9 protein-coding genes are annotated in these 19,862 nt (G+C 54.8%); all 9 read left to right on the top strand.

Annotated features, from left to right (window positions below; genetic code table 11):
• The first annotated feature begins 16 nt into the window (after nucleotides 1–16).
• Entirely contained in the window at nucleotides 17–1,348 is a 1,332-nt protein-coding gene (locus tag ABD971_RS14615) for a DUF1501 domain-containing protein (protein ID WP_345323196.1), read from the top strand.
• Nucleotides 1,345–3,000 (top strand): EF-hand domain-containing protein, encoded by a 1,656-nt coding sequence (locus ABD971_RS14620; RefSeq protein ID WP_345323198.1) that lies wholly within the window; start codon nucleotides 1,345–1,347, stop codon nucleotides 2,998–3,000. The genes ABD971_RS14615 and ABD971_RS14620 overlap by 4 nt, the downstream gene beginning before the upstream one ends.
• Nucleotides 3,001–3,055: 55 nt before the next feature.
• On the top strand, nucleotides 3,056–4,123 hold the full coding sequence (locus ABD971_RS14625; RefSeq protein ID WP_345323391.1) for an AAA family ATPase: 1,068 nt from the start codon (nucleotides 3,056–3,058) through the stop codon (nucleotides 4,121–4,123).
• A 317-nt stretch (nucleotides 4,124–4,440) separates the two neighbouring features.
• Nucleotides 4,441–5,373 carry a DUF58 domain-containing protein gene (locus tag ABD971_RS14630; RefSeq protein WP_345323200.1) on the top strand — a complete coding sequence of 311 codons (933 nt, stop codon included), beginning with the start codon at nucleotides 4,441–4,443 and terminating at the stop codon, nucleotides 5,371–5,373.
• The gene (locus ABD971_RS14635) at nucleotides 5,370–7,751 is read left to right on the top strand and encodes a BatA domain-containing protein (protein WP_345323202.1); all 2,382 of its coding nucleotides are present in this window, start codon (nucleotides 5,370–5,372) and stop codon (nucleotides 7,749–7,751) included. The genes ABD971_RS14630 and ABD971_RS14635 overlap by 4 nt, the downstream gene beginning before the upstream one ends.
• Nucleotides 7,752–7,754: 3 nt before the next feature.
• The gene (locus tag ABD971_RS14640; protein ID WP_345323204.1) at nucleotides 7,755–10,616 is read left to right on the top strand and encodes a hypothetical protein; all 2,862 of its coding nucleotides are present in this window, start codon (nucleotides 7,755–7,757) and stop codon (nucleotides 10,614–10,616) included.
• 2 nt (nucleotides 10,617–10,618) lie between these two features.
• Complete coding sequence (locus ABD971_RS14645) at nucleotides 10,619–15,178, top strand: hypothetical protein (RefSeq protein ID WP_345323206.1); 4,560 nt, start codon at nucleotides 10,619–10,621, stop codon at nucleotides 15,176–15,178.
• Nucleotides 15,168–16,430 (top strand): prenyltransferase/squalene oxidase repeat-containing protein, encoded by a 1,263-nt coding sequence (locus ABD971_RS14650; RefSeq protein ID WP_345323208.1) that lies wholly within the window; start codon nucleotides 15,168–15,170, stop codon nucleotides 16,428–16,430. The genes ABD971_RS14645 and ABD971_RS14650 overlap by 11 nt, the downstream gene beginning before the upstream one ends.
• A gap of 277 nt (nucleotides 16,431–16,707) precedes the next feature.
• Nucleotides 16,708–19,788, top strand: coding sequence for a DUF1583 domain-containing protein (locus ABD971_RS14655; RefSeq protein WP_345323210.1), 3,081 nt, complete (start codon nucleotides 16,708–16,710; stop codon nucleotides 19,786–19,788).
• Nucleotides 19,789–19,862: the final 74 nt, after the last annotated feature.

The following is a 19,862-nucleotide window of genomic DNA, read 5'->3' on the forward strand; positions in this document are numbered from 1 at the left end:
CAAACGGTGTTCGATCATGTCCCAATCCTATTCACGTCGACGTATGCTGCAATCGATGGCAGCCGGCTTCGGTTCGGTCAGTGCCAGTGGTTGGTTTCCCGGATTGGCGCAGGCATTGGCCAATGATCCGAATCGGCGTCGCCACTGCATATTGCTGTGGATGAGTGGCGGCCCGAGTCAAACCGATACGTTTGATATGAAACCCAACCACGAAAACGGCGGTGAATTCAAAGAGATTCAAACCGCGGTTCCTGGTTTGCGATTCAGTGAACATCTTCCCAAACTTGCCGCGATGAGCGACAAGTTGGCGATCATGCGAGGTCTGTCGACGAAGGAAGGTGATCACGGTCGAGGGACGTATTTGATGCGGACGGGGTACAAGCCGATGGGGCCGATTCAGTACCCCTGTATCGGTTCTTCTCTTGCGAATCAGCTCGCTGAAGAGAAGATGACGCTGCCAAGCAATGTTAGCATCGGGACCTACCGCGCGTTCAATCAAGACGCCTTTAGCCCCGGTTTCCTGGGACCGCGTTTTGGGCCGCTGTTTGTTGGCGCCAGCGACGTGCCTGGATCCGTCAGCAACGATGACGACGGGTTTCCAAGCCTCGAGGTACAGTCACTCCGCCGTGCCACCGGAATCGACGAACAACGGATGCAGCAGCGATTGAAGATTTGGCAGAGTCTGCAATCCGAGTTTGTCTCGTCACGTTCCGCAGGCGCCGCAGGGATGCATCACGAGGTCTACGAAGGGGCGGTGCGATTGATGCACAGCGATGATGCGAAAGCATTTGATTTATCGCAAGAACCCAAGAAGCTGCGTGAAGCGTATGGCGCGAACGTGTTTGGTCAGGGCTGTTTGATGGCGCGGCGCTTGATTCAACGCGGGGTGCCGTTTGTCGAAGTCTCGCTGGGAACCAACAGTGGTGGCGTCGGCTGGGATACGCATTCGGACAATTTTCGTGCGGTAGCCGACCTCTCCCAAACGCTCGACGATGGTTGGGGCACCTTGATGCAAGACTTGCAAGATCATGGCTTGCTCGAATCGACGACTATTCTGTGGATGGGAGAATTTGGACGCACGCCAGCGATCAACCCCAGCGCCGGACGCGATCACTTTCCCAACGCTTGGACCAGCGTGCTGGCGGGCGGCGGTATCGCCGGCGGACAATCGTATGGCAAGACAAGTGAAGACGGTACGAACGTTGTGGATGGCAAGATCGGCGTCCAAGATCTGCTTAGCACGCTCTGTTCCGCACTCGGGCTGGGCAGTGCCCCAAGCAACATGTCGCCAAGCGGTCGACCGATCCCAATTTCCGAAGGCACCGTTATCAAGGATGTGTTGGCATGATCGGTAGCTATCAAAACTGTATTGCAGCGGCGTTCGCGGGAATGCTTGGATTCACTAGCGTCTTGACCGCGAGCGAACCGCAAGAATTGCCTGTCTCAGCGGCGGTGAAATTTCTATCCGATGCGAGCACCGTGTCGATGGCATCGGAAGACGAAGTCGTGATGGCAGCAGCGGCGCCGCCCGTGGTCACGCTTCCCGGTGAGCGATTGCCGCAATACCAAACTCGCTACCAGCGTCGTGAATTCTTATCCAGCCAGGAGAACGACGAAGGCGAAATTCGGTTCCTGTTGTGCCCGCCAACGATCGCGACCAAGGCCGCGCACTCCAGCCAGCTTGCAACTCCAGTCTTGGTGCGTGCAAAAATCATCATCGATGGTGCACCGTTCACGGAAACACGTCGGAAAAACGTCGCATCGCTGCTCGATTCGATTGATACCGCAAGCGCCCCCGAGATCACAGTCGAAGCGAACGATGAACCTCGCGATCCGCCGGACGATGCTGAATCAGCAGAGGTCCCAGAGAATGAAGCAGAGGATTCCGCTGCGGAACCTCCTGCGGCGTTGTCCGCTCCGTATCAATTGACCACCGAATCCGGGGAATGGTTGCGGCGGTATGCCGAGGCCACGGGCGAATCGGTCGCCGCCGACGAGGCCGCTTGGTTGATGAATCATTGGACTGATGGACCGACACTACTGTTGTTGCAACCGTACTTTCAAAGTTTTCGTGCAAACGAACGGCCGGTCGTTCGTATCCTCGATCGTGATCGCAACGGGCGCATCTCCGCTGCAGAACGTAATGAAGCGACCGAGGCCTTTCAGAAGTGCGATGCTAACCGAGACGACATTGTCGAAGCCCTTGAAATCGCTACCTCCGCCCGCTCGCTTGCCGATGATGTTGACGACTCGACCGCCGAGCGACCGTTGTTGCTATTGCTCGCCGATTTACAAGCGATTACGCGCGACAACGCGAGCCTTTTTGCAACGATCGCAGTTTTCGACACTGACCAAAACGGGCGAATCGACGACTCCGAAATCAGCGTCCTCGAAAACCAAGCTCCAGATATCGATCTGGTGGTTGAATATGTCACTGCAAACGCAAGTAAGTCGAAATTGAGCGTTGTCGGCACGTCGCCGGAACTGCAGGCCACCGTCGCGACGTCATCAACGTCCGCTGGAGTTAACGTGAACATCGGTGACACCACGATCCAATTTTCGGCTGTCCAGACTTCGCAGTCAGACCAGATCTCACTGGGCGCGGTCGTCGACGGTTATCCTCTGCTGCCGATGCTGGATCCTAATGGTGACGGACGCTTTACGATTCGCGAGTTGCGAGAACTCGAACATCGACTGTCGCTGTTTGACAAAGACGGCGACGGTGATTTGTCACAACGGGAAATGCAATCGCCGATTCGTGTTTGTCTGGGACTTGGGCCAACCGTGCATGGCGAGCTTGCCGGGCTTCGGCGAATCGAGCAACCCGACTGGACACCGTCGATTGCGGCTCCGGATTGGTTCGTCAGGATGGACCGCAATGGCGACAACGATCTGACCCGCAACGAGTTTCCTGGCTTAGATGAACAGTTCTCGGCACTCGATGCCGATGCCGACGGACTGATCAGCGCGGCGGAAGCATTACAGTTCAAAGCCCCATAAACAAACCCGCAGAATTCAAGCGAATAAGAATATCATGGTAAATCGAATCGACGAAATGACAAAACCGAGTACCAACGGACCGCCTAAAACGAACAACGACAACTCGCTCGACGTGGCGGAGGCGGTCGACCAATTGCACCAGCAGTTGACGGCACTTCGCGAACAGTTGGCTGGCGTCATCGTCGGACAACACGAAGTAGCCGAGCAGCTATTGATCGGCATGCTTTGCCGCGGGCACTGTATCCTGCAGGGGATGCCGGGATTGGCCAAGACTATGTTGGTAGCGACGTTGGCTTCGTTAACCGATCTGACGTTTCGCCGCGTGCAATTCACTCCCGATTTGATGCCTGGCGATATCACGGGCAGCGAGATATTGGAAGAGGATCACACGACTGGCAAACGCATTTTCCGTTTCGTCGAGGGTCCCTTGTTCGGAAACGTGATTCTGGCCGACGAGATCAATCGAACGCCGCCCAAGACGCAAAGTGCGTTGCTCGAAGCGATGCAGGAGCGTCAGTTAACCGTGTGTGGCCAAACCTACTCGCTACCCGATCCGTTCTTTGTCTTGGCGACACAAAATCCCGTCGAAACCGAAGGCACCTATCCGTTGCCCGAGGCACAACTGGATCGATTCCTGCTGAAAATTCACGTCGCTTATCCGAGTCGTGATGACGAAATGGAAATTGCTCGCCGGCAAACGACGGACTACAAGTTCGAGACCGTCAAAGTGCTCGATGAACAGCAAATACACCAGATGCAATCCCTGGTCCGCAGCGTTGTCGTCGCCGACCACGTCTATAATGCGGCGCTCGACTTGGTACGGGGCACGCGTCCCGAAGAGGGAACGATGTCATCGGAGCTACAGAATTTGGTGCAGTGGGGTGCGGGCCCGCGTGCCACGATCTCGTTGTTGTTGGCCGCCAAGGCACGGGCGTTACTGAATCGCCGATGTCACGCCACAACCGAAGACCTGATCGCAGTCGCGTTACCCGTACTGCGACATCGCGTGATTTTGACCTTCAACGCCGAGGCCGCTGGAGTCGATGCCGACTCGGTATTAACCAGGATTATCGATCAAACACCCTCGCTGAAGCAAAAGAACCAACCGGCAAAGAATAGCTAAGGACGTTCGGAACAATAAATGGCGGGCGGTAGTGGACGAGGCAACGAGTCCTGCCGCTTCACTGAGCCAAAAAGGACTCGTTGCCTCGTCCACTACGGTTAATGCCAAAAAGGACTCGTCGCCTCGTCCACTACGGTAAATGCTGCCAGAGCATGGATCTACCGTCTGGTGACGGTGGCTGCGTAACATCGACCGTCACTTAAACATCCGATGGGCCTAACTCGTTTCCTCTCACGATTTTTCACCCCCGACAACTGCATTTCATGTTCACTCGTTTTCGCCGCCGTCCACCTGCCGATCTCACGCCGACATCTGCTATGTCACCGTTGCCCTATCGCGATTTGGTCGACCCGCGGGTTTTGGATCAAATCGGTCATTTGGAACTATTGTCGCGGAGTGTGGTGGATGGGTTACTGGCGGGAAAGCATCGTTCGACGACCAAAGGAGGGTGCTGCGAGTTCGCCCAGCACCGGCAATACGCCGCGGGTGACGAGGTCCGACAAATCGATTGGCAGGTCTACGCAAGGAACGACCGCTACTTCATCCGCCAATTCGAAGAAGAAACGAACCTGCATGCGATGTTGGCGATCGACGCGAGTGGATCAATGAAGTTTGGTCTGTCGACTCAAAGCAAGCTTGATTACAGCAAACAAGCCGCGGCCTGTTTGGCGAGGCTACTATTGCATCAACGCGACGCGGTCGGATTGACGATTCTGCACGACAATAATCCAGCGTTTGTTCCAGCGAAACAGCATGCCGCTCATCTGCGAGCGATCTTGGCGACGCTGCAGTCAGCGCAGCCGAGCGAGGCGGCCCCCAATAACGCAGGAAGTTTGGGTAAGCAAATCCAACATTGTGCCGCCCGACAACGACGGCGGGGATTGTTTGTGCTGTTCTCGGATTGTTTTGGCGATCTTCAGGAACTCACTACCGCTCTGAGGATTGTCCGTGCTCGCGGACATGACGTGGTTGTGATGCATGTGTTGGCCCCCGAAGAGTTGACGTTTGACTTTCGCCGTTGGTCGGCGTTTCAGTCATTAGAAGTATCGGGCCAGCGGATTCATTTGGATCCCCCCGCCGTCCGCCACCAGTACCTGGAACGGATGCGGCGTTTCGTTGCCGAATTAGAGGAAACCGTGGTGGGCCTCGGTGGCGACTATGTCCGCTTGACGACCGCAGTCGATTTGGCAGACACGCTTGGCTGGTTCCTGCGGAACCGCATGGCACGCAAAGGAGCGAAACGACGATGAGTTTCCTGAGCGTTGCATTTTTGTTTGCTCTGCCTTTGGCTGCCGCTCCGCTGTTGCTGCATCTGTTTGATCGACGCCGTAATACGGTGATCCAGTGGGGTGCGATGCAGTTTTTAATGGAGGCATCCGCGAAAAAAACCAGTGCGCGACGCATGAAACAGTGGCTGCTGTTGCTGCTGCGTTGTTTGGCGATTGCGGCACTTGTGTTCGCTCTCGCACGCCCATTGTTGCCGTCGGGATTTTTGGCAGGTAACCAGCGAGGCGAGACCATCTTCATTGTCGACAACTCGATGTCGATGTTGCGCTCGGATCCGCAAGGAACGGTGATTGGCAGTGCGATCGATCATGCGATCGAGATGGTGACGGAATTGCCAAATTCGGATGACGTCCGTGTCTTGACCGCCGCACCGTATCCAATGTGGACTGGGACGGGACCGGTCCGTAGCGATCGGCGAACCCGACAGTGGATCAAGTCCGAATTACAGCAACTGCAGGCCACCCGAGGCCGCAGCGATCTGTTGGCGGCACTGTTCACTGCGGTTCAGGCCGAACATCAACCGACGCAATCCTCGCGTCGCATTGTCGTGTTGACGGACGGTCAAGCTGCCGATTGGGGACTGGAGGATGAAGCAGGCTGGAAACGTTTTCACGAAGTTTTGAACGATTCACCCATTCGCACCGAAATCCAAACCGTTCGCTTAGACAAGTTCACCGAGTCGGGGTCCCAACAGGCTGCATCCAAAGGGAATGTGGCGGTGGATCAATTGAGGGTCCGGCGGACGATCGTGGGCGTGGACCAACCGGTGACGATGACAGCTCGGCTGCACAATTACGGAAGCGCCGCGTTTTACGGGGCTCCGCTTCGCTGGAAAATTAATGGAGCCGAACAAGACCAGCAATCAATCGATTCCATTGACGCCGCGCAATCACTCGAAGTGAATTGGGAGCACACGTTCACGACACCGGGGACGTACCGCGTTAGTTGTCGGCTGGTTCACTCGGACGATCTAATCGCAGACAATCAGTTTAGTACGGTGGTGGAAGTCGTCGACCGGGTCCCGGTGGTGATCGTAGAAAACGCGTTTGAACTCGCCGAGATGCAACAAGATTCGTACTTTGTCCAGGCGGCGCTGGGATGGATCGACGGCGTCCCGCTGAGTGACAATTCGATCTATGTGCCGACGCTGGTTTCGCCATCGGAATTGGCGACGATGGATCTTTCTCAGCAACGCGTCGTGGTGATTCCCAATCTGACGCGGTTGGACGAGGACATCGTTGCGATCCTTACCGATTTTGTCTCCGATCGAGGCGGATTGTGGATCGGACTTGGGGCTCGAACCGACGTCGATTCCTTCAACCACTCGTTGTTTGCCGACGCCGGCGGACTGTCGCCCTTACGAATCGACCGTATCGTCGACACCGAGGATACCGAAGAAGCTGCGGAAGATTCCAATGAACAGCAAACGGAACGCAGACGCACTCAAATCGACCCGTTTCGCAGTACGCACCCGGCGACACGTCAATTGACTGATCACAAACAGCTTGATTTAGCCGACGCAGTGATCCGGCGCCGTTTCCAATTCGTCACCAGCGAAAACAGCAAAGCGTTGTCAGTGCTGCTAAAACTCAGTAACGGACAGCCATTGGCGGCGGAGAATTTTGTCGGACGGGGGCGAGTGATCGTGCAAGCGGTTCCGCTGCGATTGCAGTGGAGTGATCTTGCACGCACCCAATCGTTTGTGGTGATGGTTCGCGACTGGATTGACTATTTGGCGCAGCCTCGGGCGACGCAGTACAACCTGCAACCCGGTGAACCAATCGTGTTCCGCGTACCGTACACTGATGCGTCCGAGCAAGCCAATGCGGATGCGGCAACGGCGATTCTCAGATCGCCGCACGGTGACGCAATCGAATTAACTGCCAATCAACGTGACGATGGATTCGAATTCCGATCTAGCCGCACTCGGTTGCCTGGCGCGTACGAGTTGGAAATCGGTCTCGCTGATCAAGCGATTCCGTTTCAAGTGCTACGAGACAGCGATGAATCGAATTTAATTCCGCTGAGTTCTGATGCGGTTCAGCAGATTGCGGCTTCGACCACCGCCACCCCGTCAATCGAACGGTTGTCGGCGACGGCGTCGACGCAATCCGATCCGTTGTGGCCCTATCTATTGACGGGACTGATTTTGCTGATCACCGGTGAATTGGTCCTTTCGGGCATTCTGGCTCACGAGCGTTTTGGTGTCGCAGGGATCCCCGAATATTCCGAAATGGATGCCCCCACGTTGGGAGTGACGATTGACAATGCAGTCTCAGGGCAAGCGAACCTAACCGAACGCAGGTCCCACGTTAACGCACAGCCATCGGAGGTCAATTGATCGATGGGAGCCACGGAAACCACCACCCAACAATACATCACGCTCGAACACCCGTTCAATCTTCCGCTGATTGTCTTGGTCACGCTGATTTGCGCCGCCGTCATGGTATGGGCTTTGTATCGCGAACGACGCATTTTGGGAGCAAAGACCACGTCACTGTTCTTACTCCTTCGCGTGCTTGCGATTGCAACTGCCCTCTGGATGTTGCTTGCGCCCACAAGTGTTCTTGAAGAATCGACATCGACGAAAAAAGCGGTGGTCATTCTGTCCGACGTCAGTGCCAGCATGGCGACGGTCGATCCGGCCGGCACGGCGGACGATCTGCGTTGGGCGCTCTCGGGCCACGGCGGGCACACAGATTCGTCGCTTATCGAGCCTATCGCACTCGCCGACCGGACAATCGCGGCACTTGGGGTGGCCCATCACGAATTGTCCGCTGCGATCAGCGACCTTGAAAAACATGGTGGCGAACGTTTGGTCAGCGAGCATGTTCGTTTGGCCAGCAAGGCGATCACACGATCCAGGATGCATCTAAATCAAATTCGTGACGTCGGTACATCTGCCGACGTGCGGGATACGGACACAATCATCCCGTTGCTTGCCCGCTTGTCGACGCTGCTGGAGAGCCCCGAGTGCGATGCGTTGGTTGATCTTGCCCAGACGCTGCAGCGAGATCGCACTCCAAGCGAAGCCGGTTGGCGCGAAGGACTCACCGATCTGGTGGGACGAACCGCGATTGCACGCCGAGTTTCGATCGAGCTTGCCGAGCAACTTTCCAAGAATGCGTCGACGTCGCCTGACCGCGGTGTGGTCGTCTCAGCAGCATTTCAAAACCGAGCTCGTGGTCAGCGTGTCGCAGCGTTCTTAAACCAGCTTGGTGACTCGAGCTTGGATTCGATCAAAGAAACCGCGGACGTTCACTGGAGCTTCTTTGATAACGTGCCGCGTGATCTATCCGGCGACAACGAAGCATCGATGTTTCTAAGCGAATTGACGGACCGCGATGATTTGGTAAAGGTAACGGATCTATCCGCTGGGCTGCGGCATGTCGATCGAATGCGGCAAGATCAGCCGGTCGCGGCAACATTTGTACTGTCGGACGTCGCACACAATCACGCCAGTGACCGAAAACCGACGGAAATTGCCACGCAGATGGAAGGTTCGCCCGTGTATGTCGTCCCCATTGGCAACTCGTCACGACTGCGGGATATCGATCTGATTTCGACCAGTGCCCCCATCGTCGCAATGCGAAATGACGCGGTGGTGATCGAGGCCCATTTGGAAGCCTACCAGTGTTTGGGTGAGACCTGTCTCGTGCAGCTGATGCAGGACGGACAAGTAATCGATTTTCGAAATGTTCTGATTGACTCGGCTTCCGCTAGCCATCGCGTTCGATTTGATCAACGTGTCTCCGAGATTGGCACGGCAACGTTTCAAATTGCCGTGGATCCGCTTGATGGTGAAATGACGTTGGAAAACAATTTTGGCGAAGTTGAGATCAACGTGACGCGGAGTGATATTAAGGTCCTGCTCTGCGATGAACATCCACGCTGGGAATATCGTTATCTCGCACAACTGTTTCGTCGCGATGATAAGGTCGAGGTCGACGAATTGCTGTACCATCCGCGAGTGATCGCAACCGGTCGTCGTGAGGAAACGAAAACGTTTCCGATCACCGTCGACCAGTGGGATCAATACGACGTGGTCATTTTGGGCGACATTCAGCCGGACCATTTCCCGGCCCAATCGCAAGAGTCGTTACGACAATACTTGCGGACTCGCGGTGGCACGCTGATCATGATCGCTGGAGATGCTGCGATGCCCCAGGCTTATCGTGACCATCCGCTAGCCGAGATCGTCCCGGTCCGCCCGATTGATGAAGCTAACGACGGCGATCGCGAATATTCATTTCGTGTGACCGAGCAGGGAAGATCGCACGTGGCGCTAATGATCGGCGAAACCGATTCGGCGACACGTGATGCATGGGACTTTGTCAATCGTTTTTCACCGCTCCATCAAGTATCGCGTTGGCGATCACCGCTGCCAACGGCTCGCAGTTTGATCGCGGCGGCCCCCCGTGACCTCGGCACCAACGCAAGTGATGCCGAGCTGTCCGATTCGACGTTTTTGTGTTGGCAACCGGTGGGACGGGGACGTGTCGTCTATCTAGCCGGACCAGATACATACCGTCTGCGTTTTTTGCGTGGCGATCGGTTGCATTATCGTTTCTGGGGTCAATTGATGCGGTGGGCGATCGCGTCGGACCTGTCCGCAGGCAACCGGTCGGTTCGAATTCGCACCAGCAAGACGCTCTATGAAACCGACCAGCCCGTGGATGTCGAAGTTGAATTGCTTGATTCCGACGGCAACCCCGTGATCGAAGATAGCGGTGCAACCGAGGTACTGAATCTGCGTCTGATCTCGGGTGAGGACGAGCGAATGGTTCCGCTGGCGCCAGACGCGGAGCGTCCAGGCCACTATCGAGCCGAAATTCGCTCGTTGACACCGGGTGTCTATCAGGCTCAACCGGGTGGCAGCTTGGTTGAGTCGCTTGCGGAAATTGATGCCGCCGAGGCCACGCCGGAAATCGCGTCAGCCACGTTTACGGTACAGGCAGACTTGCCAACCGAGCTGGTCGATACGCGGTGCAATCGCGTGTTGGCCGGACAAGTCGCTGAATTGAGTGGTGGCCAGGTTTTACCCCCCACCGCTGTGAGTGAAATCATCGAGCTGACCAATTTGGATCCCATCGTCACCCACCGCGTCCAGCGTCAACCGTTATGGCTGCGTTGGCGGTATCTATGGCTCGTGTTTGGGTGTTTGCAAATCGAATGGATTATTCGTAAGTGGAGAGGGCTTTCGTAATCATGTCAGCTTCAATTTCAACGCATCCGTTACCCTCCGCCATGACGGTCAAACTGAGATCGGTTCGATGGCGGCATGCAATCTTCGCTGCCATTCGCGCCCTTTCGATCGGATGGTGCGTGTTGATTTCACTGATGATTCTGTCGATGGCACTGGATTGGTTGTTTCCGTTCATGGATCCATTGGTGCGTCCCCTGATGACATCAGCAACGATGATCGCATCCGCGATTACGGTGGCCATGATGGGAATCAAGCCGATCCGCCGGTCGCTGGGATGGCATCACGCCGCGAGTTGTGTCGACGTTGGCGTCCCGCAATTGGAAGAACGTTGGTCCACGGTCGCAAGTTTGTCGACGCGAGATCAATCCGCTGATTCGCCAACTGCCAAGGCGATGGCGGCCCAGGTCACCAGCGAAGCGATCGCGATGGAGCGAATCGTCCGCCCCGATGCGATTGCGTCGCCCGGCCCGCTTCGCCAGACGCTCGTGGTCGCCGCAGTCATGGGAATCATCCTTATCGGAATGATTGCAGCTAGTCCCAAACAGATTTCAATCTTGTTGCAGCGGTTTTGGAATCCCACGTCTAACATTACCGCGACGCAATTAACCAGTGTGACCGGGGACCTGCGAGTGCCTCGCGGTGACACCATCGATCTGGTCACGAAGCTGAGTGGAGTGAGTCGTTCGACGGCGATGTTGACGCTACGAGACAGCGAGGGGCATGAACAAACACATCGACTGCGACCCGACGATAAGATGACGGATCAGTTTTCGCACCCGATGCGTGTCGATGAATCGCTGAGTTACCGCATTCGCTCGGGGGACGCACAAACCGATTGGAATCATGTACAAGCGATCGATTACCCCGAGATTGCAGAGTTGCAGTTCTTAATTGAGTTCCCCGAGTATACCGATCGCCCGAGCGTGCATCGCGACCTGCTTCCACGACGTATCAAGGTTGTACAGGGCAGCAATCTCACTTTGGCGATCAAATCACTCGAGCCTCTGCAACGTCTTTCGATTTCGCTCTCCGCAGCTAAACAATCGCTCCGCGATGTGGAATCCGATCAAGCGTCGCTGGATGAAACGGTGCAAGACTTAGTGCCGGATGCGGACGGATGGTACCAATATCGCATGCAACTGATCGACGATGTTGTGCTACGACCTGTGTTAGCGAGTCGTGATGGATTGACCAACCAACGAAAAACGTTCTGCCGCATCGACGTGATCGCGGACAAAGCTCCTGTTGCACGCGTCGTCAGCCCGACTGATGAGATGGCGGTTGCGGTCGATGAAACGATCGAGATCGAATTCGAAGCTCATGACGATCACGGAATTGCCACCGCCGAATTGGTGGTCTATGACGAAACGCAGAAAGACGCCGAGGGAAACCCAAAAGTCGTCGCGGTGAAAGAAATTCCGCTTGGCGACCAGAAGATGCAAAAGCATGTGCTGGGGAAAACCCAGCTCGACTTGAAAGAGCTGAATTTGCCGGAAGGAAGCGAAATCAGTTACGCAGTCCGCGTTTCTGACAATCGCAATGTCCCCGTCGCAGAACCCTCGATGCCAGAATCGTCGTCGCCGAATTCGAATACCGGCGACCAAGATGGGACGCAGATCGCAGAGATGCCGAAGCCAACGGCTGACGATCGGAACGCCAAAGACAATGCGGCATCGCCTACAGCCAACGAACAAGGGCTGGCCCGTCAAGACAGCGAGGACGCGGATCGGATGCCAACACAACCGGATTCCGATGCCAACCAATCCGACAAGACTCAAGCCGTGGCGAATGAAACCGACAAGGATCCAGCCGCCGTTGCCAATCAGTCTCCATCTGAGTCCGCCTCAAAACAAAACTCGCCTGCAAAGAATCCAGCGTCTTCATCCGAACCAATCGCAAAAAGGTCGGAAGACGATACAACTCGCGGTGACGCCAGCGAAGCAAACACGCCGCAAATGAATGCCGACGATCCACGGGATCAAACGGTGGAAAACCGAGACGTTAAGTCGACAGACAAGGTCGCTGGCAAAAATGACGAGGGCGAGACAGACAAGTCAAATAGTGACGTAGCAAATAAAGACAAAGTCGTTACGGAGGAAGCGGCCCCAACGCGTGACTCGGCCCCCTCCGATGTGATGCCTGAGCCGAACAAACCAGACAAAACAGCGTCACCGGCGGCGTCCAGTCTGGCGAATGTTCCCGCTAAACCATCCGCCAGCAACACACCACCGTCGCCCCCTGCGAAGTATTCACTCAAGCCACAACGCAGTCATAGTGGCCAAAAAACGATGACCGGACGACGGCGGTTGAAGATTACCGCAAGATTGGCCGCGATTGCTGAGGCGAACGATCGCCCCGGCGAAGAAATGGAGGTGCGTGATAACGTTGTCACGATCGACAAAATGCTCGCCGAGATCGAAACAGGACTGAAGCAATTGCTCGACCATAGAATCGCCGATGCCGATCGGGCGGAACAGTTCAGGCGGTTGGATCTCGGACTGGGAAATATCGAAGCGTATGTAGCGGATCTGCGAGAGCAAACGAGACAAAATCAATATGCCTTTGTGGGGCTGCAAATGGTCGACATCGCACGGACCCACGTCACTCCGGCCCGAGACCGTGTGTTTGCCGCCATCCAACGGCCCAACGCCAGCGACGCGGATGCCACGGTGTCGCTTCAACACGTGGTCCGAGCACGAGAGTTATTGGAGGCTCTGCTGAAACGCTACGACCGCGTGGTTCAGGAGAAAAAGCTTAAACGTTCGCTCGACGAAACCGTCACGATGTACGAGATCTATATCGAGAAGCGACGGACCTTGATGCGGGAATCGCGGCAAAACCGCAATCCGCTCGAACGCAAAATGGGAATCATCGAAGTCGACCAAGAATACCTCGATCGCTTCGCCGAGGTCGTCAAGCTGCGTCGCGAGATGATGGACGAGTTTGCGCAAATGCTCGGGGATGACCCGCGGTTGCTTTCCCGATATCTCGAATTAGTCAAACGCCGTCGAAACTCGTTGCGTGACCGGTTAACCGATATCTCGCAGCGGCAATATGACGCGACCGAAGAAGTGCTGGGATGGTTGCAGATTGATGAAAGTCAAAAACCGGATCTATGGACGATCATCGTCGAATTACGGTTACACTCGGCGACGGATTTGGCAAAAGATGCTGCGGAACTTGCCGAACGAATCGAAAAACAAATGCCGCTGGAACTTGATGCTGCCGTTGGCACTCCCGCGGATGTCATTCGTCAAGCGAAACAGATCGCAGGTCTCGCTCGCACGATCAGCTTTGACGCGGACAAGGTAATCGCAGCGGCGGGGTCCGTAGAAGAACAGGCGTCCTTGGTCAGCCATGCTCGCACCCTGGTCGCCCAATTCGACCGCTTCTCTGCAACACTCGATCGCTTGTTGTTCGAAAACGAGGCGGTCGATGCGATCGCGGACTACGTCGAACCTCGGATGTTGGAAACACGAACCGTCGCCGATCAAGCGGACTCCTGGGCGATATTGAGCCAAAGTCTGGCGGAACAATCCTATTTGCGAATTGTCCAAACGGAACAGCATCGTATCGCGGTCGAGACGCAAATGCTGCGAGTCGAAATGCTTGACATGAAGACCGAATTGGAGGGCCAATTCCAGCAGTTGGCGGAATCGCCGATCCCGAATGAGATCGAGGTGATGATCGAGGAATTGCATCGGTTGATGGAAACGATCACGTTCAATCAAGCCGCCGCGGCGTTTCGGGCAAGTCAGACGCAACTCGATTCCGCCGCCCGCCAACAACAACTTGCCACCGAACGATTGATCGAAGCGGAACAGCTCTTCGACAGAATACGCCGTGCCGTCGTCGATGCCTTAGACCAATACGATGTGCAAAATCCAAATATCGCCGACCTTCGCGATCCCACGCTCGATGAATTCCTAGCACGACTCGAACGCGAGCCCAATATCGCGGCCCAACTGGGCATTCCCAATCGTCCGCAAAATCTGCGTGTGATTGCGGATTCAGTTTTTTGGCAGCAAAGCGGCGCGGGTTCACTCGGCGATTCGGGACAAGCCGCTGCAGCTCGACTGAAAGAAGCTATGAAGATGAAGCGAACGCTTAAAAAGGCAAAACAAGACAAGCCTGAGCCGCAGGAACTGTCGGACGAGCAACGTGAGAAACGCGAAGAAGCAAAGAAGACACAGCAAATGCTTGAAAAATCGTTGGTCGAAATCCAAGAACAACGAGACGATCCGAATACCACCGAAGCTCAGCGCCGCCGCTTGGAAAAGCTTGCCGAGGATGTCCAGAAAATGATCGATCTTTCTGACGACGAAAATGGCAATCGTGCCGCGTGGGAGCGAATGGTCCAATCGGACGAGGCCGCGGGATTACTGCGAGCGATCTCCGCAGGCGAAGCGATTCCCGATCAACAATGGAATAAACTGCTTTCCACACTCGATGATGGGCTCTGGCAGGTTCGCGGCAAACAACCGCCAGCGGCCTATCGCAAAGCCATCGAACAATACCAAGACCAGATTCGCGAACTGATGCAAACAATCGATGAAGACTAACAATTTACAAAACGGCGACCGATATCGACGGATCATCGATATCGCGATTCCTGGGGACTCGATCAAGGCGAGTGCACGTTGCATCGGCAGGCTGGTGATGTTGACGACAATCTGTTTCCTGCTGGGGGCAATCCAGGGGCAACAAGTCCATGGGCAACAAGACAGCGGTTCGGTGATCACAACCAACACCAATCTGAGTGCCGCGCTTCCGGCCAGCCAGTGGGCGAGAGTGGAGTCCTCGGTCGACCGCGGACTAAAGTGGTTGGCCAGCCAACAAGCCGAAGATGGACGATTCCCCAGCGACGAGATCGCACAACCCGCCGTCACATCGATGGCAATCATGGCATTTCTTTCGCGTGGTCATCTGCCCGATCAAGGACCGTATGGCGAGAACATCACGCGGGGGATCGACTTTGTGCTGAGCACGCAGCGTCGACGCGGCTACTTTTCACTATTGCCGGTGATTCCTCCGGCACAACATCTGACCCCTTCGCAAACCGTCGTGTACAACCATTCGATTGCCGGGCTGATGCTTGGCGAAGTCTATGGAATGTGCTCAGGCGAACGATCCGAACGAATTGAAGAGGCGATCCATCGGGCGTTGATCTACCATCGTGAGGTGCAATCGCGAACAAAAGCAGCCGAAGCCGACAACGGCGGATGGCGATACGGGTATCCCGAAAGCCCAACGGCGTCGTCGGACATGTCCGTCACCGGGTGGGCGCTAATGTTTCTGCGGTCAGCGCGGAACGCGGAATTCAATGTCCCCAAACAATACTTTGACGAAGGCTTGGATTTTGTCCAGCGGTGTTACGAACGCGACCTGTCGCAGCACGAAAAAGGAGTGTTTCGCTACCGTCCCGTCGAGTCGCAACCAACCAATCCGCAAATCACTCTGGCCAATACCGCATCGGCGACACTGACGTTAATCCTGGGTGGACGCCAAGACCACGAAGGGGTCGCAACTGCGGTACGATGGTTCCGTAGCCGGGCTTACCCCAATCCGTGGCAGAACAACTATTACTACTTGGCCAGCTACTACAGCAGCCAAGCGATGGCACAAGTCGGCGGGGACGCGTGGGACCAGATCTTCCCTCAAATCGCCGCTGGCATGCTCGAGGAACAATCCGAAAACGGCGGATGGCCAGCGGGTGGCGCCAATGAAAAACATTTTGGCCAGACCTATAGCACTTCGTTGGCGATTTTGGCGCTCACGCCCGCCTACGGTCTGCTGCCGATTTATCAGCGTTAGTTTGCAATTGGGAAACGCCACAAATATGGAGATTCAATTGCCAATTGCAAATCGCTCACCTTCTCTGCGATTGTTCTGTCTGGCTTTTCTGTTCGTTTTTCCTACCGTCACAACTGCTCAGTTCGGTGGTCAGCGGAAACACGATGACATCGCTCTAAGCACAATTTTCGGAGAACAGCATACTGCAAACGTCTTGGAGTTAAGTCGAAGAATCAATCGATTAACAGCGGACAAGAAGTACCGCGTGCTCCGAGACAAGGTCTTCCCACCAAACGAATTGACAATTCGCATTGATTTTGACTTCTCTCCAACTTCGATTAGCACGGAAGTGGCCAAAGAGTTTCGACTGAACGCTCTGTCAAATAAGTCTCGCGAACGCGATCGTAGCCAGTCGAATTGTTTAGGGGGCGAACTAATCGCGCCGGTACTGCAATTAGTAAGCGTCGCAAAAGATCTAGGCAAGATTCCAGAGCTCGAGTCTCTGCTGGAAACTCGACGAACCAACCGCGGTGTCGAGTCCAAAGAATCACTGGCGTTCGAGGTGCTGATCGCGATTGCGCTGAACGAGTTTGATTCCGCTCAGGAAAAATTGGGAGAATTGGATCGTTGGGTATGCACTCGGCCAATCGACAACGCATGTTTAGGCCCGGAGATGGTTGTGATCTCCAGTGCTGCAAACGTTCCGCAGTTGCAGGATCAAGCGTATGCGTTCGCTTTTCGTCTTCGTGAGTTGACCGATCAGAAAAACTTGAACGACAGCGAACCGTGGCGAAGACATCTTTTCGCGTGGCTGTCTCAATTAAAGCGGAAGATGCAAGTAGACGCATCCACGGAGGAAAATTTATTGCATTCGGCCGCCACTTGGCATCCGGTGACTCGATCAACTTCGGAAACCAATGGACGGGGGTATCCGTCGGCTGAGTGGTTGTCCCAATCGGGGCGATCGTCCAAGGTGAAGGGGCACGATCGAGACTACCTTTATTACGCCATTCCGCTAATGGGTGACTTTGTCGTCGAAGCCAACGTCAGCGCGTTTAACTACGAAGAGACGCGGTTGGGCTACGGAGGAATCTGGGCAGGACCTAAATTTGATCACAAAACGATTTTGAATGGTCAATTTGCTGGGGATGACGAAGCAATTTCCATCGCCCCGGCACTCGATGAGATTCGCGAATCGATGCGTGTCAGGCTTATTGTCAAAGATGGCGTACGTACTACCGAGATCAATGGACGCAATGTTTTTCAAGCTCGCGTATCGCAAAGCGATCCCTGGTTATCGATATTCAGTTATTGGTACACGCACGGTTGGGTCCGCGATTTGCGAATTTCGGGAGCCCCGATCGTGCCTCGAGAAATTGAATTGGCGACAAACCCAGGTTTGCCTGGTTGGAATTCCTATTTCGAGCCGTCACAACATGATCAAGAAAGTGAATGGCGTTTAACCCCGGAGTCTGACTTCGTGGCGTCGGAATTCGATCCAACCAGTCACTCACCCGAACTTGTGTTGCAGGGCGTCCAACATCCCGAGTTGAACGGGTCATTTCAAGAAAGCTTGCTGCGATACCATCGTCCGATGATTGAGGACGGTGTGATTGCTTATGACTTTTTCTATCGAGAAGGCGAATTCGAAGTGCATCCTGCGCTTGATCGGTGCGTCTTTCTAATAGGTTCCGACGGAGTCAAAGAGCATTGGATCAGCGACGGACGATACGAGCGGACGGGGATCGACCCAGCCAACGCACTCGTGAAATCCGTCAACCAGCGAGGCGACAAGACGCTGCCGCTAAAACAGAATCAATGGAATCGCGTTGAACTCATTGTCTCAGGGGATGTCGTGAACATCCAACTCAACGGTGCACTTGTTTTCGAAAGAAAACTTCAGCCAACCATTCTGCGAACGTTTGGATTTTTTCACTATGCTGACAGCAGTGCCGCTGCGGTGAAGAACATCCGTTGGCGTGGCGATTGGCCTAAATCGTTGCCTTCACCGCATCATCAGAAATTGGCGGACACGACCTTCGAAACGATCTTGGAAGTTTCAGAGCTACTGCAAACTTTTAAATACGATTTTGCTCAGGGGCTGTCGCTTGACAAGTTTTTAATTTCCGGAGAAGGATGGTGTGATCACCTTGATCAACTGACAAATGGCATCAAAATTCGGCATACGGGCCGAGACTATCACATCGGTAACCAGATCAGTCCCCAGCTCCGAATCGACGGTGATTTTGACATCGTCGCCGTGTTTGATGGATTCGACGCAGCGATTGCCGAAGGGGGCGACGGAAACATCCACCTAAAGGTGGCGTTTGAGCACGAGCAGACAGAATGCTGCCTGTATCGTAAATTTTCACGCTTTGAAAAGAAGCAATTTGGCCAACAGGTCATCCAAACCGCCAAATTTCATACACGCCGTGGCCAGCGGGCTTGGTTGTTCCCGACGCTCGAAAGCGAAGCGACGAACAGCGGCAAACTGCGACTTATCCGACGCGGCGATCAACTTCACTATCTGTTTGCGTACGCGGATTCATCGCACTATCGCTTTCTCCATACCGAAACGGTGCCCCGAGATTCGGTGTTGCCAGGCAACTTGCAACTGTGCATCGAAACGACCAAACCAGGACACGCCCATGTTCTATGGAATTCGCTCAGCGTTCGTGCGGAAGCTCTCTCGGGACTTGCAACGGTCCCCTCCTTTACCGTCGCACAGCTGAATCATTCCCGCGAGTCATTGCGTGATCACGTTGAACTTGATTTCGCGGATCCAAACTCGTCGAAACAGTTCGACCAGTGGGGCCAGGACACGCAATTTCGAACGACGCGTGACGGTTTGCTTGTCACTGCACCCGGGTTCGACACTTGGCAAGGACATGCGGTGGTGCCCCACGTTGAATTCAGTGGAGACTTTGACGTTTCGGTGGACATCGACATCAAAAAACTTCAAAATGCGAGTCCTGGTGGCGAGTCAGTGGTCTATTTGCAAACCGAATTCCGGAATCTGGATAAAAACACTATCGAATCAAAATTTGCCAAGTCGGATCGAGGTCACACCACGGGTGAAATCCAAATTCGTCGTGTTAACCCAAGCGGAGGATTCGATTACAAAGAGTTGGCGACGGTCCCTCTAAAGGAGGCAAATCAATTGCGAATTGCACGGCGAAAAGGGATCGCGTATTTTCTCGTACAAGATGTCAACGATTTGCAACCAACGATGCTTGGCCGTCTTGATGTCGGCGAGACTCCAATTCAACTGGGTGATCTTCGAATCATGCTGCATACAAGCGGCGAAGGCCATGAAACGACCGTGTTGTTGAAGAAATTGACGCTCCACGCGGATAAGATAAAAAGCTCGTTTAAGTAACGTGCCATCGATGCTCTGTCATCGCCCGCCGAATCTTTCGGCCCCAAACCTGTAGAAACCTCCTAGGTGGACGA

The organism is Novipirellula rosea (assembly GCF_039541335.1).
In the GTDB taxonomy this organism is placed as follows: Bacteria; Planctomycetota; Planctomycetia; order Pirellulales; family Pirellulaceae; genus Novipirellula; species Novipirellula rosea.

Excerpts from the sequence above, each read along its gene's own strand:
- ABD971_RS14615 (WP_345323196.1), top strand. The coding sequence starts at position 17 with ATGTCCCAATCCTATTCACGTCGACGTATGCTGCAATCGATGGCAGCC.
- ABD971_RS14620 (WP_345323198.1), top strand. The coding sequence starts at position 1,345 with ATGATCGGTAGCTATCAAAACTGTATTGCAGCGGCGTTCGCGGGAATG.
- ABD971_RS14625 (WP_345323391.1), top strand. The coding sequence starts at position 3,056 with ATGACAAAACCGAGTACCAACGGACCGCCTAAAACGAACAACGACAAC.
- ABD971_RS14630 (WP_345323200.1), top strand. The coding sequence starts at position 4,441 with ATGTCACCGTTGCCCTATCGCGATTTGGTCGACCCGCGGGTTTTGGAT.
- ABD971_RS14635 (WP_345323202.1), top strand. The coding sequence starts at position 5,370 with ATGAGTTTCCTGAGCGTTGCATTTTTGTTTGCTCTGCCTTTGGCTGCC.
- ABD971_RS14640 (WP_345323204.1), top strand. The coding sequence starts at position 7,755 with ATGGGAGCCACGGAAACCACCACCCAACAATACATCACGCTCGAACAC.
- ABD971_RS14645 (WP_345323206.1), top strand. The coding sequence starts at position 10,619 with ATGTCAGCTTCAATTTCAACGCATCCGTTACCCTCCGCCATGACGGTC.
- ABD971_RS14650 (WP_345323208.1), top strand. The coding sequence starts at position 15,168 with ATGAAGACTAACAATTTACAAAACGGCGACCGATATCGACGGATCATC.